This window comes from Micromonospora sp. URMC 107 (assembly GCF_051386315.1).
GTDB lineage: Bacteria > Actinomycetota > Actinomycetes > Mycobacteriales > Micromonosporaceae > Micromonospora.
Genome location: NZ_JBPQTK010000037.1, coordinates 1 through 13,227 on the forward strand (window position 1 = coordinate 1; position 13,227 = coordinate 13,227).

13 protein-coding genes are annotated in these 13,227 nt (G+C 74.4%); 5 read left to right on the forward strand and 8 right to left on the reverse strand.

What is annotated here, in order from left to right:
• From ACSNN9_RS11505 to ACSNN9_RS11520, 4 genes are all read right to left on the reverse strand, one after another.
• Positions 1-311, reverse strand: a 311-nt coding sequence (locus ACSNN9_RS11505) for a zf-TFIIB domain-containing protein (RefSeq protein ID WP_436673015.1), incomplete at its 3' end; no start/stop codon positions are given.
• A 22-nt stretch (positions 312-333) separates the two neighbouring features.
• Positions 334-966: a phosphoribosyltransferase gene (locus tag ACSNN9_RS11510; protein WP_436673016.1), complete on the reverse strand. Its 633-nt coding sequence runs from the start codon at positions 964-966 to the stop codon at positions 334-336.
• A gap of 9 nt (positions 967-975) precedes the next feature.
• The gene (locus tag ACSNN9_RS11515) at positions 976-2,280 is read right to left on the reverse strand and encodes a glycosyltransferase 87 family protein (protein WP_436673017.1); all 1,305 of its coding nucleotides are present in this window, start codon (positions 2,278-2,280) and stop codon (positions 976-978) included.
• 35 nt (positions 2,281-2,315) lie between these two features.
• On the reverse strand, positions 2,316-4,835 hold the full coding sequence (locus ACSNN9_RS11520) for a putative bifunctional diguanylate cyclase/phosphodiesterase (protein ID WP_436673018.1): 2,520 nt from the start codon (positions 4,833-4,835) through the stop codon (positions 2,316-2,318).
• A 921-nt stretch (positions 4,836-5,756) separates the two neighbouring features.
• Between ACSNN9_RS11520 and moaC the strand changes: the two genes are divergently transcribed.
• The 4 genes from moaC to ACSNN9_RS11540 are packed head-to-tail and all read left to right on the forward strand — an operon-like array spanning position 5,757 to position 8,437.
• Positions 5,757-6,248, forward strand: coding sequence for a cyclic pyranopterin monophosphate synthase MoaC (gene moaC, locus ACSNN9_RS11525; protein WP_436673019.1), 492 nt, complete (start codon positions 5,757-5,759; stop codon positions 6,246-6,248).
• Positions 6,245-6,715 carry a MogA/MoaB family molybdenum cofactor biosynthesis protein gene (locus ACSNN9_RS11530; RefSeq protein WP_436673020.1) on the forward strand — a complete coding sequence of 157 codons (471 nt, stop codon included), beginning with the start codon at positions 6,245-6,247 and terminating at the stop codon, positions 6,713-6,715. Before moaC ends, ACSNN9_RS11530 begins: the two co-directional genes overlap by 4 nt.
• A gap of 37 nt (positions 6,716-6,752) precedes the next feature.
• Positions 6,753-8,012, forward strand: coding sequence for a molybdopterin molybdotransferase MoeA (locus ACSNN9_RS11535; protein ID WP_436673021.1), 1,260 nt, complete (start codon positions 6,753-6,755; stop codon positions 8,010-8,012).
• Positions 8,009-8,437: a molybdenum cofactor biosynthesis protein MoaE gene (locus ACSNN9_RS11540; protein ID WP_436673062.1), complete on the forward strand. Its 429-nt coding sequence runs from the start codon at positions 8,009-8,011 to the stop codon at positions 8,435-8,437. The genes ACSNN9_RS11535 and ACSNN9_RS11540 overlap by 4 nt, the downstream gene beginning before the upstream one ends.
• Before the next feature lie 17 nt (positions 8,438-8,454).
• Here the strand turns inward: ACSNN9_RS11540 and ACSNN9_RS11545 are convergent, their stop codons facing one another.
• Both ACSNN9_RS11545 and ACSNN9_RS11550 read right to left on the reverse strand, forming a co-directional pair.
• Positions 8,455-9,897, reverse strand: a complete 1,443-nt coding sequence (locus tag ACSNN9_RS11545) for a glycosyltransferase 87 family protein (RefSeq protein WP_436673022.1) — start codon at positions 9,895-9,897, stop codon at positions 8,455-8,457.
• A 215-nt stretch (positions 9,898-10,112) separates the two neighbouring features.
• Positions 10,113-10,658: a DoxX family protein gene (locus ACSNN9_RS11550; protein WP_357878063.1), complete on the reverse strand. Its 546-nt coding sequence runs from the start codon at positions 10,656-10,658 to the stop codon at positions 10,113-10,115.
• A 125-nt stretch (positions 10,659-10,783) separates the two neighbouring features.
• On the opposite strand from ACSNN9_RS11550, the gene ACSNN9_RS11555 reads away from it, so the two are divergent.
• Complete coding sequence (locus ACSNN9_RS11555) at positions 10,784-11,338, forward strand: GNAT family N-acetyltransferase (RefSeq protein ID WP_436673064.1); 555 nt, start codon at positions 10,784-10,786, stop codon at positions 11,336-11,338.
• Between the two features lie 57 nt (positions 11,339-11,395).
• Here ACSNN9_RS11555 and ACSNN9_RS11560 read toward each other — a convergent pair whose 3' ends face one another.
• On the reverse strand, positions 11,396-12,637 hold the full coding sequence (locus ACSNN9_RS11560) for an AAA family ATPase (RefSeq protein WP_436673024.1): 1,242 nt from the start codon (positions 12,635-12,637) through the stop codon (positions 11,396-11,398).
• 141 nt (positions 12,638-12,778) lie between these two features.
• Positions 12,779-13,219, reverse strand: a complete 441-nt coding sequence (locus ACSNN9_RS11565; protein ID WP_357878108.1) for a PT domain-containing protein — start codon at positions 13,217-13,219, stop codon at positions 12,779-12,781.
• Positions 13,220-13,227 lie beyond the last annotated feature (8 nt).

Below are 13,227 nucleotides of genomic sequence, written 5' to 3' on the forward strand. Positions count from 1 at the left end.
CCGCAGCACGTGCCCCTGGGTGGTGACGTGGCCGTCGGGATCGGCCGCGCTCGCGGCGCGTACGGCGGCGGGGGCGGGTAGCCGCCCTGCTGGTGGCTCGGCTGGCCGGCGTAGCCGCCCTGCTGCTGGGCGGGCTGCCCCGGGGCCGTCCCACCCTGCTGGCGGTTCCAGTTGGCCTCCGCCTCGAACAGCTTCTCCAGCTCGCCGCGGTCGAGGAAGATTCCCCGGCACTCGCCGCACTGGTCGATGACGACGCCGCTGCGCTCGTACTGGCGCATTTCTCCGTGACACTTGGGACAGGTCAGGCTCATTCTCCGACCGTACCCGGTCGGGTCACGCGGTCGCTGTCAGCGCTTCCGTGACTTCGGCGTCGGCGACCTCGTGGAAGTCCTCGTAGTAGGCGCTGACCGCCATGAACTCCGGCGGGTGCTGGGCGCAGACGACCTGGTCGGCCTCGGCTGCCAGCATCTCGTATGCCTCCTGCGAGCCGACCGGGACGGCGACCACGACCCGGCGGGCGCCGAGGTGGCGGGCGACCTGGACGGCGGCGCGGGCGGTGGCCCCGGTGGCCAGGCCGTCGTCGACGATCACGGCGGTGCGCCCGGTCAGGTCGAGCGGGGGCCGGCCGGCGCGGTAGAGCTGCTCCCGCCGTTCCAGCTCGGCCTGTTCCCGGCGGCGCACCTCGGCGACGTCGTCCGCGCCGAGCCGGCCGGCCACCGCGTCGTTGAGCACCTGCACGCCGCCGGGGCCGAGCGCGCCGAAGGCCACCTCGGGCGCCAACGGCATGCCGAGTTTGCGCACGACGAGCACGTCCAGGGGCGCGCCGAGACGCTCGGCGACCACCCGGGCCACGGGCACGCCGCCGCGTACCAGCCCGAGCACGATGACGTCCGGTTCACCGATGAGGGCGGTGAGCCGGTCGGCGAGCGCCCGGCCCGCCTCTTCGCGGTCGCGGTAGGTGGTCATGCCTCAGGTCTACGCCGTGTCGCCGGCCTCCGCCCGCCAGTTCGCGGAAACCGGGGGGTGCAGGGCGGGAGCCCACGCCAGGAGGGCGAGCGGGTAGAGCAGGTAGCCGAAGCGGGTCGAGGGCATCAGCAGGATCGCGGCGAGCAGGCCGTACCCGCAGATCAGGGCGGCGGTGACGGCGGTGCGCGGCGGGCGGCGGGCGAGCCGGACGGCGATGGCCAGCCCGGCGGCGAGCAGCAGGGCGGCGGCGACGGCGCGGCCGGCGGGCAGCGCGGTGGCGATCAGGTGGCCGGGGAACGGGGACTGCGCGGGGCTGGTCACCAGGCCGTGCCCGAGCGGGAAGCGGAGCACGTTCTCGACCAGCGCGTCGCGGTCGACGAGCAGGGCCGGCAGCAGCGCGGCGGCGGGCAGGCCGATCGCGCCCGCGGCGACCCGCAGGCCGGCGCGCCGGGTCAGGCCCCAGATGATCAGCACGAGGGCGACCGGCCAGGCGAAGAGCTTCAGCGCCCCGGCCAGGCCGACCGCGAGGCCGGCCCGGCCCGGCCGGCCGGTGGCGGCGAGGGCGAGGGCGAGCAGGCAGAGCGCGAGTACGGGCAGGTCGTCGCCGCCGGTGGCCAGGGTGAGCGCGCAGACCGGCAGGACGGTGGCGGCCTGTACGCCCCGGAGGACGGCGGCCCCGGTGGGGTCGGCCGGGGCCCGGTGGACACCCCGGGTGAGGGCGCGGACCGCCAGGGCGAGCGCCAGCGCGGTGCCGACGGCGAACCAGACGCGGGCGTCGGTCCACCAGGCGTCGACGGCCGCCCGGGGCAGGCCGAACAGTGCCATTCCCGGCTGGTACGGGGTGTAGCCGAGCAACTGCTCGCCGGGTGGCAGGGCGGCGATCGCGTCGTGGCCGAGGTAGGGCGTGCCGGTGTCGACCAACCGCCGGCCGGACTCCTCGACGACCAGCACCTCCTCCTGCGCCCGGTCGGTGCGCCCGCCGGCCCGTTGGATGCCCTGCCAGGCCAGCGGGAGCAGGGCGGTGGCGAACCAGGCGAACCCGGTGACCGCCCAGCGGGCCGGCACCCCGGCCAGCGGCGAGCCGGGGTCGCGCCGGCGCAGCAGGAGTTGGCCGGTCGCCGCGAGGGCGGCGAGGAGGTATCCGACGGCGGCGACGGCGCCCCAGGCCCGGTGCGGGAGCAGGGTGGACGTGGCGGCGGTGATCGCGGCGAACGCCGCCGACGCGGCGTACAGGCCGAGGTCGAGGGCGAGGCCGCCGGCGGCGCAGTCGAGGGCCTGCCAGCCACGGCGGCGGGCGGTCGGGGCGGCGGTCACGCGGGCCAGTCTGGCAGCAGGTGCGCGTCGTCGCGTCAGGCGGGCAGGTGGCGGTCCGTGCGGCCGCGCCCGCCCTGCCGGCGCCCCGGGGCGAGCCGGATCACGGCTCCCGCGTCGTGCAGCGGAGGCGCGAGCGTGCCGGGGCTGCCCCCGGAGCCGCGCCGGAACGCCGCCAGGAGCGTGCCGGCGGGCATCGGGCGGGCGAAGAGGTGCCCCTGGCCCGCCGTGCAACCCAGCTCCCAGAGGGCCCGGCGCTGCGGCTCGCTCTCCACGCCCTCGGCCACCACGTCGAGGCCGAGGCTGCGGCCCAGGTCGAGGGTGGAGCGGATGACGGCGGCGGCCTCGGCCGAGCTCTCCATGGCGGTCACGAAGCTGCGGTCGATCTTCAGCTCGTGCACCGGGATGCGGGAGAGCAGCGACAGGGAGGAGTAGCCGGTGCCGAAGTCGTCGAGCGCCAGCCGGACCCCCTCGTCCCGCAGCCGGCTGAGCACCCGGTCGACCACGTCGAGCTGGCTGAGCGTGAGCGTCTCGGTCAGCTCCAGCACCAGCCGGTCGGGAGGCAGGTCGTGGGCCCGTAGCCGGGCCAGCACGGAGCCCGGGAAGCGGGCGTCGAGCAGGCTGCGCGGCGACACGTTGACGGCCACCGGCACGTCGAAGCCGGCGTCCCGCCAGCTGCCCGCCGCGATCAGCGCCTGGTCGAGGATCGCCTCGGCGAAGGCGGGGAGCAGGCCCGAGCGTTCCACCGCCTCCAGGAAGCGCAGCGGGTCGATCATCCCGTGGGTGGGGTGGTGCCAGCGGGCGAGGGCCTCCGCGCCGGTGACCCGGCCGGTGCCGAGGTCGACGATGGGCTGGAAGTTGACGGTGAACTCGTGGTCGGCGACGGCGCGCGGCAGCTCGCCGCCGAGGGTGAGCCGGCCGAGGTCGGCGGTGTCCCGGGTCGGGGCGTACGTCGAGGTCCGCTGGCCGGCCCGTTTCGCCTGGTACATCGCCACGTCCGCGCGGCGCAGCAGCTCGGGCATCCCGCCGGTGGCGGGTGCGGCGGCGATTCCGCCGCTGGCCTCGACGCTGATCCGCATGCCGTCCAGGTCGAACGGCTCGTGCAGCGCGGCGAGCAGGGTCTCCGCGCGGTGCGCGGCCACCGCCGGGGCCGGCAGACCCCGCAGGAGTACGGCGAACTCGTCGCCGCCGAGCCGGGCCACCAGGTCGCCGTCCTGGGCGGCGTCGCGCAGCCGCTCGGCGACCTGCACCAGGACCTGGTCCCCGGCGGCGTGCCCGAGGGTGTCGTTGACCTCCTTGAAGTGGTTGAGGTCGATCAGCACCAGCGCGGTCACTCCGTCGGCGTGCCGGGTGTCGAGGTGTTCGCTGCCCCGGTCGAGCAGCTGGCGGCGGTTGGCCAGCCCGGTCAGCGCGTCGTGGGTGGCGGCGTACGCGTGCTCGTCGGCGACGCGGGCCAGCTCCGCGTACGCCTGGGCGTTGCGCACGGCCGTGCACAGGGCCGAGGCGAAGGTGCGCAGCGTGTACTGCTCCCGCTCGGAGAGCTGCACGGGCCCGCGGAACCGCAGCCGCAGCACGCCCACGTCGACCGTCCGGTCGTGCCCCTCCAGCGCGGCGGGGACGACGGTGCCGTCCACCGAGGTCGGCTCGCCGGCGGGCCCGTCGTACGTGATGGCGACCGCGCCACCGCGGACGGTCCGGCCGCCGTCGCGCAGCTCGATCTCCACCTCGTCGGCGGAGAAGAGCTCGGCGGCCTGGGTGACCGCGGTGGTGAGGACCTTGTCGAGGTCGACCACGTTGAGCGCGTCGGTGGTGCGGGCCAGCCGCTGCCACGCCTGCTGCTCGGTGCGGGCCTTGACCCGGTTGGAGTAGAGCAGGTGGAGGCTGAGTACGAGGGGCGGCACCGCCAGCAGGAGCCGGGGATCCGCATGGAGGATGAACAGCGTGGTGACGATGAGGACGAAGCGCGCCAACGCGCTCGTCACGCGCAGCCCGAGGTCCTCGCGGAAGAGTTGCCCGAGCCGGGTGCCGGTGGCGAGTGCGATGACCGGGAGGGTCAGCAGTTCGTCGAGGACCACCGTGACGGCGTAGGCGATCCCGATCGGGCCGAGGGCCGGCCAGAGGTCGGCGAGCGTCGGTGACCATCCGAGGGCGTGCAGGGTTGCCCCCGCACCCGCCGCCAGCAGCATGCTCTTGGCAATTCCGAAGGCGGCCTTCAGCGGCGGCAGACGGATGATCAGCAGGGCGATCGCCACTCCGGTCCCGGTGGTCAGGATGACCAGGGGCGTCGGCGCCACCGCCAGGCTCAGGATGATCGCCGTTTCGCTCCAGGAGATGGCGTGGACGGTCGCCCGGATCCGGATCCGCCACTTGATCGTCACGCCGAGAGCAGCCATGAGGATCAGGGCGAGTGAGACCGCGAGATCCTGGCCGGACGGACCCAGTAGCACCAGTCCGCGTACGGAAACGAACGTCGCCGCGATCGCCGCAATGCAGACGAGGCCGACGTGCAGCGCCAGGCGCCGCTCGGCCTCCGTCTTGCCCGCGCTCGGTCGTGTCACCGCATCCCCGACTGTCACCCGCCTCTGATGGGCGCGGGCCAAGGCTACCTACGGTCACTCGTCGACCACAATCGTCACTGCCATTCGTGTGCCGACATTGCCATCCCTCCCCCATTCGACATGGCCCCTGCCTTGCTTGGCTGTGGTCCGTGACGTCGACAGCCTAAGTGCGGTTCGGCCATTTATGGAGGGATAAATGTGACTATGGGCAATGGATGAGAACCGTGCCTCGTGGCGTAACTTTCTGCTTCTGTCCGGGAACTCACCGCTGAGTTTCTATCCACCTCCGGTTAACGCTAGATAATGAACTGGTGGAGGGGCTGACGGCATCGGACACAGCGGTGCAGTTTGCAGCGGTCGGCAGTCCGGCACCGGTTCCGGGAGGCGCGCCCCGGGCACGTTGGGTAGTCGGGTCGGCCGCTTCCGTGCCGGTACGCTCTGTCCGTCCGGCAGTTCTGTCAGCGACAACGGGCGCAGGCTCGCCCTCGCCGCGCCACGCAGTGACCCAGGCAAGTTGCACTCCGTACGTTGCCCGTTGCCGTCCGATCCCGACTGGCGGGCAGCCCGGGCAATTCTCCCGATCGCGATGATCGTTTCCCGCCGCGCCGGAGAGGCAATGACACCACATCCGTTCCTGGCGGCATCCCCGGCTCCACCGTGACACTGCGAAGGATGGCTATCGGGCCGGTGCAGGAAGCGGGGTGGAAACGGTCGTCGGACAACGTGCCGGGAACGCGTTCCCTCTCCCGGCCAATTCGCGACAGGCGTGCTGCCGCTCGACCGGGTCGGGCCCTTGCGTGATCGGAGGGGGACCTCAGTACGTCGAGGCGGGCCGCGGGCGGTCTGGCGGCGCCCGGCGCCGGCGCCGCGTGTCCGCGCCGGTGGTCCCGCCCCCTCCTACCGGAAGATAGGCTCGCGACCGTGACCGATCCCGCGCAGCTCACCCACGTCGACGCGGCGGGCGCGGCCCGCATGGTCGACGTCTCCGCGAAGGCGGTCACCGGCCGCCTGGCCGTCGCCGCCGGCCGGCTCCGCACCACGCCCGAGGTCGTCGAGCTGCTGCGCCGCGACGGGCTGCCCAAGGGTGACGCGCTGGCGGTCGGCCGCCTCGCCGGCATCATGGGCGCGAAACGCACCCCCGACCTGATCCCGCTCTGCCACCCCATCGCCCTGCACGGCGTCACGGTCGACCTGACGCTCACCGGCGACACCGTCGAGATCACCGCCACCGCGCGGACGGCGGACCGCACCGGCGTGGAGATGGAGGCGCTGACGGCGGTGGCGGTCGCCGGGCTGGCGCTGGTCGACATGGTCAAGGCGGTCGACCCGGCGGCCAGCGTCGACGCGGTCCGGGTGCTGCGCAAGGAGGGCGGCAAGACCGGCCTGTGGGTCCGCCCGGAGGAGCGGCCGTGATCCGGGCGCGGGTGGTGGTGGCGTCCAACCGGGCGGCGGCGGGGGTGTACGCGGACACCAGCGGTCCCCTGCTCGTGGCCGGTCTGCGCGACCTGGGCTGCGAGGTGGACGGGCCGGTGGTGGTGCCCGACGGCGAGCCCGTGGGCGAGGCGCTGCGGGCCGCCCTGGCCGACGGGATCGACGTCGTGCTGACCAGCGGCGGCACGGGGATCAACCCCTCCGACCGCACCCCCGAGGTGACCCGGGCGCTGCTCGACCACGAGGTCCCCGGCATCGCCGAGGCGATCCGGGCGCACAGCCGCGACAAGGTCCCCGCCGCCGCGCTCTCCCGGGGGCTCGCCGGCGTCATCGGCCGGATGCTGGTGGTCAATTTGCCCGGCTCGACCGGCGGGGCGAAAGACGGCCTCGCCGTGCTCGGGCCGATCCTCACCCACGCCGTCGACCAGCTCCGCGGCGGCGACCACTGACCGCGCGACCGGGGTGGTCCACCGTTAGGCTCGGCCGGTGAGCACGGAAACCGCACCGGCCGCCGAGCCGGTCACCGCGCCCCCGCCGGCCGGCTGGGAGGAGGCCCGGTCCCGGGTGTACGCCGTCGGCCTGGCCGCCGCGCTCCCGGCCGTCAGCCGGCCGCTCGCCGAGGTCGACGGACATACCCTCGCCGAGCCGCTGACCACCCGTACGGACCTGCCCGCCTTTCCCACCTCCAGCGTCGACGGCTGGGCCGTGCGCGGCACCGGGCCGTGGCGGCCGGTCGGGCGGGTGCTGGCGGGCGGCACCCCGGCCCCGCTGACCGACGACGGGACCACCGTCGAGATCGCGACCGGCGCGATGGTGCCGGAGGGCACCACGGCCGTGCTGCGGGTGGAGGAGTCCCGTCGTACGCCGGAGGGGCTGGTCGACGGCACGCCGCGGCCGGCGCCGGAGTGGCGCGAGCCGGGCGAGGAGGCGTACGCCGGGGAGGAACTGGTCCCCGCCGGCGCCCCGGTGGACCCGGCGCTGATCGGCCTGGCCGCCTCCTGCGGGCACGACAGCCTGCTGGTGCGGCGGCAACCCCGCGCCGCGCTGCTGGTCTTCGGCGACGAGCTGCTGACCGCCGGCCCGCCCGGCGCCGGCCGGGTGCGGGACGCGCTCGGGCCGGCGGTGCCGGCCTGGCTGCGCCGGTACGGCTGCCTGGTCCGCCCATCGGACGTGGTGGGACCGGTGGCGGACACGCTCCCCGCGCACGTGGCGGCGCTGCGCGCCGCGCTGACCACCGCCGACCTCGTGTGCACCACCGGCGGCACGATGCACGGGCCGGTCGACCACCTGCATCCCGCGCTGGAGGCGCTCGGCGCCGACTACGTGGTCAACACGGTGGCGGTGCGGCCCGGGTTCCCGATGCTGCTGGCCCGGCTGGCCGACGCCGACGGTCGGGTCCGGTTCGTCGCCGGGCTGCCCGGCAACCCGCAGTCCGCCATCGTCGCGCTGGTCTCGTTGGTCGCCCCCCTGCTGGCCGGCCTGGCGGGCCGCCCGATGCCGGTGCTGCCGCACGCCGCGCTCGCCGAGCCGGTGCGCGGCCGGGGCGCGTATACCCACCTGGCGCTGGTCCGGTTGGACCGGACCGCCGGCACCGCGCACCCGGTCCGGCACGTCGGCTCGGCGATGCTGCGCGGGCTGGCCGGCGCCGACGGGTTCGCCGTCATCCGTCCCGGCACCTCCGGCGAGCCGGGGGACCGGGTGCCGGTGGTGCCGCTGCCGCTGCTGCCCGGGGAGCGTGCGTGGTGACCGCGCCGGCCACGACGTTCGGCGAGGTCACCGACCGGCCGCTCGACCTCGCCGCGCACGAGGCGGCGGTCGCGGACCGCCGGGCCGGCGCGGTGGTCTCGTTCCAGGGGGTGGTCCGCGACCACGACCACGGCCGCGTGGTGACCAGCCTGGAGTACGAGGGCCACCCCAGCGCCGAGCGGATCCTGCGCGAGGTGGCGGCCGAGATCGCCGCCGACCCGGACGTGTACGCGGTCGCGGTGTCGCACCGGGTCGGCCCGCTCGCCATCGGCGACGCGGCCCTGGTGGCGGCCGTCAGCACCGCACACCGGGCCGCCGCGTTCGCGGCCTGCGCCCGGCTGGTCGACGAGGTCAAGGCGCGGCTGCCCATCTGGAAGCGGCAGGTCTTCGCCGACGGCACCGAGGAGTGGGTGAACTGCCCCTGAGGGGCGGCCCCACCCCGTCAGCGGCGCAGGCTCGGCGTGGCCTGGCGGCCGAACCGGTCGGCGTAGAAGGCCGGCTCGGCGCCCGGGCGCCACGGCAGCGCGGCGACCAGCAGGATCAGGGCCAACGCCAGCGAGTTCTCCATCAGGGCGCCGAAGAGGCCGTCCTGGTAGTGGGACACCTCGGGGAGTTGGTGCTCGTACGGCCAGATCGGGGAGGTCAGGAAGAGCAGGTAGAGCCCGAGCGCGGCGGCGCCGTGCCGGAGCCCGGTCAGCGTCGGGTACCAGATCGGCGAGCGCAGCCCGGTCACCCCCGGCGGCCCGCCGTACCCGCCCTGGCCGGTCCGCTGGGCCAGCCCGCGGCTGGCGTCCCGCCGGCGTACGGCGGCGTCGGCCAGCACGATGATCGCCGGGATCACCCAGACCAGGTGGTGCGTCCAGGAGATCGGGCTGATCACGTTGGCGGTGAGACCGACCAGCGTGAACGCGGTCAGTTCGTCGCCGTCGGCGCGGGCGTTGACGGCCCGGGAGAGGCCGACCGCCAGCATCAGCACCGAGAACGACAGCCAGAGCAGGCCGGGCGTCTCGATCGAGTCGTACAGCCGGGCCAGCAGCCCCGCCAGCGACTGGTTGGGCGTCATGTCGGCGGCCCCGACGCGCTCGGTCTGCCAGAGCACGCCGCCGAAGTAGGCCCGGGACTCCGTGCCGACGATCGCGAAGGAACCGACGGTCACGGCGATCACCGTGCCGATCGCGGTGGCCGCGGCACGCCACTGCCGCGTGATCATCAGGTAGGCGATGAAGAGCGCGGGGGTCAGCTTGACCGCGGTGGCCAGCCCGATGCCCACGCCGGCCCAGGCGCCGCTGTAGACGAAGCGCAGCAGCGGGCCGTCGGTCGGGGCGAGGTGGGTGCCCCGCCGGGACCGCCAGCGCAGGCCGATCAGGTCGGCCATGATCAGTGCGAAGAGGAGCAGGTTCACCTGGCCGTAGCCGAGGGTCTCCCGGGCCGGCTCGACGGCGACCGCCAGCGGCGTCGCGATCCCCACGGTGAACCAGAGGGGCCAGCCGAGCCGGTCGACGATCGGGCGGAGCAGCCCGGCCAGCACGATGGCCAGGGCGGCGATGCTGGCGAGCGCGTTGACCATCCCGGCCATCCCGACCGGCAGGTGCGCCATCGGCAGCATCACCAGACCGCCGAACGGCGGGTAGGTGAAGCCCAAGGTGGTGCCGGGTGCGATGAACTCGTAGAGCTCGTGACCGCTCGCCCACCACACCACCGCGCCGTGGTAGATCTTCATGTCGAAGAAGTTGTACGGCCGCCCGAAAGCACCGATGGCGAGCCATGCGGCATAGGCGACGGCGGCCACGATGCCGGTCCGTACGACTGTCCTACGATCGATCCCACGCGTTACGCGACGGACTGGGGCGAGGCGGTCCACCCGTCTTCCGACGGTCGCCGGCATGGCGTGGCCACCCCCGTACCAAGGTCGTCCTACCCGTCCAGGTCCTGCACGGAGCCTAGAACGGCGCCTCACGTTAATGCCTCCCGCGTTATGCGACCGTGTCCGATCCCACACATGTTTTTGACATTTCCACCGCGTTAACGCCTGTCGGGTGGTTCAGGTGATTCGCGGTGTTGGCACGTGAGGGGGCGGCCGGGAGGAGGTATCGACGCAGGTCAGCCGGGTAGTCGTCGGGCCGTCGCTGCTGATCGTACGGCGATCCGGGCCTCCCTGCGGGCGGTACGGACGGCTCGCTGCACGGAACGTCGGGAGTGGCCGATCCGGTGACCGGCCCGCCACCGCAGCCCGGGCTCGCCGCCGGTGTCCGCGGCGGCGAGCAGCAGCCCGCCCAGGAGGCCGAGGTTCTTCAGGAAGTGGATCTGGTTGTTGTTCCGCGCCGCCGGGTCGTCGTTGTTCCAGAAGGGATGCCCGGCGAGGGTCACCGGGACCAGCGTGCCGGCGAGGACCAGCGCCGCCGGCCGGGCGAACCGGCCCCTGGCGAGCATCAGCCCGGCACCGACCTGCACCGCCGCGTTGACCCGGATCAGCGTCTCGGTGTCCGTGGGGATGCGGGGATCGGCCCTCTCCAGCAGCGGGGTCACCCGGTCCGTCACGGGCTTCGCGGCCGCGACCAGCCGCCCCGGGTTCCGGAGGTTGTGGAACCCGCTGACCACGAAGATGCCGCTCAACATGGCGCGGGCGAGGGAGCGTACGGGTTTCATGGGTCAGTCATACCCCGTCGCCGGCCCGACTACCCCCGCAACCGCCGATCCGGATCGGCCGGCGTGGACGTCGCGCCACGCCGATTCGAGCGACCGTCGCTGATGGACCGGCTGTGAGGGGTAACGTGCCCCGCGTGACGACGCTGCGGTTGCGACCCGAGGACCCGGCCGACACCGGCGCGGTCCGGCGGGTGCTGGCCGCCGCGTTCGCCCGTCCCGAGGTGTCCACGCCGCCCGAGGTGCGGCTGGTCGAGGAGTTGCGCGACACCGACGCCTGGGTGCCGGAGCTGGCGATGGTCGCCGAGTACGGCGGCGAGGTCGTCGGCTACGCCCTGCTCACCCGGGTCCGGGTGAAGTCCGACGACCACACCGCGCCGGCGCTGGCGCTGGGCCCGGTGGCGGTCGCGCCGCACCGGCGGCGGCTCGGGATCGGCACGGCGGTGGTGCAGGCGGCCATCGAGGCGGCCACCGAGCTGGGTGAGCGGCTGGTGGTGGTGCTCGGCGACCCTGCCTACTACCACCGGTTCGGCTTCGGCCGGGCCGACCGGATGGGCCTGACCAGCCCCTGGTCGGGCCTCGGCGACCCCTGGCAGGCGCTGGTGCTGCCGCCGGCCACGAGCGGCGAGGGTCCGCCGCCGCGCGGCGAGGTGCTGTTTCCGTCGCCCTGGTCCAAGGTCTGACGCCCTGCCCGCGTCGGGCCGGGCGTGGCGGCGCGCCGCGCCGATCGCCCAGACCGGTCAGGCCGGTTGGGTACGCAGGTAGCGGCCGAAGTGGGGGACGGTGAAGGCGACCGTGCCGCGCTCGCCGGAGTAGATCAGGCCCTTCTTGATCAGCGCGTCCCGGGCCGGGGAGAGGCTGGCCGGCTTGCGGCCCAGGGCCCGGGCGATCTCCGCCGTCGGCACGGCGGCGTCCATGTCGTCGCGGCCCCCGCCGTCGACCTCGCCCTCCACCAGGGACAGCGTCGCCATGGCCCGCATGTACTCGCGCTCGGCCGGGGTGGCCCGTTCGAAGCGGGAGCCGAAGAAGCCCACGGCCAGCTCCGCCTCGGCCTCGGGCGCGGCGACCCGTACGTCGGCGGCGGTGACCGGCGAGCGGGGCGCATGGTCCCAGGTCGCCTTCCCGTACGCCTGGACGAAGTACGGGTAGCCGCCGGACTTCTCGTAGAGCAGGTCGAGGGCCTTCGGCTCGTACTCCACCTCCTCGCGCTCGGCCGGCGCGCAGAGCGCCTGGTCGGCGGCGATCCGGTCGAGCCGGTCGATGCGCTGGTAGCGGAAGAGCCGCTCGGAGTACGACTTGGCCGCGCTGAGCACGGCCGGCAGGTGCGGCAGCCCGGCGCCGACCACGATCAGCGGCGCGCCGAGCTGGGACAGCTCGTGGCAGGCGGCGCAGAGCGCGGAGACGTCCTCCGGGCCGAGGTCCTGCATCTCGTCGATGAAGACCGCGATGCCGGTGCCGACGTCGGCGGCCACCGCCGCGGCGTCGGTGAGCAGCTCCACCAGGTCGATCTCGATGTCGCCGGAGTCGGCGCGGCCGCTGGCGGCGGGCACGTCGATGCCGGGTTGCCACCGGTCGCGCAGCTTCGGGGCGGTGGTGCCGCGACCGGTCGGCGCGGTCCGCTGGGCGAACGCCTTGAGCACGCCGAGGAAGGCGTCGATCCGGTCGGGGGCGCGGTGCCGGGGCGCCAGCTCGCGGACGGCCATGTGCAGCGCGGCGGCGATCGGGCGGCGCAGCGACTGGTCCGGTCGGGCCTCGATCTTGCCGCTGCCCCAGAGGTGGTTGATCGCCTGGGAGCGGAGGGTGTTGAGCAGCACCGTCTTGCCGACCCCGCGCAGGCCGGTGAGCATCAGGCTGCGTTCCGGCCGGCCCCGCGCGATGCGCTCCAGCACGACGTCGAAGACGTCCAGCTCGCGCCCCCGCCCGGCGAGCTCGGGGGGACGCTGGCCGGCGCCCGGGGCGTACGGGTTGCGGACCGGATCCACGCATCGCACAGTATCGGGCCGTCTAGCTGCGGGACTAGACATCCGTAGATGGGGCAACCGGCGTGTCGGGGTCGCCGGGATCGTCTCGACACAAAACTAGGGCTGTCTAGCGTCCACGCTAGACAGCCCTAGTTTTGGTAATCAGCGCTTCTTCAGGCAGAGCACGTAGTCGAGGAAGTCCAGCGAGTTGTCGTGCACGTAGTTGGCGGTCGCCTCCGGGGCCCGGGTCTTGCACCGGTCGCCGTCCGCCGTGCCCGGGATCCGCAGCAGCACCTCGTACGTGTTGGGGCCGCAGGGCACCTTGCGCAGTTCGGCGTCCGTGGCCGTCCCGTCGTTGACCACGCAGTCGCCCTTCGCGAACTCCTTGCGGCTGGGGCTCGGCTTGGCGGTGGTCGGTGCCGCGCTGGGCTCGTCCGTCGGCTCGTCCGTCGGCTGACCCGTCGGCTGGCCCGTCGGGTCGGCGGGAGCGCTCATCGTCGGGGTCGCGATCGGGTCCTCGTCCTCGCCGGCCTGCCAGAACGCCCAGCCGGCGAGACCGAGGCACGGGCAGAGCAGGAGCACCACCACCAGGCCGATGACCAGCGCGACCT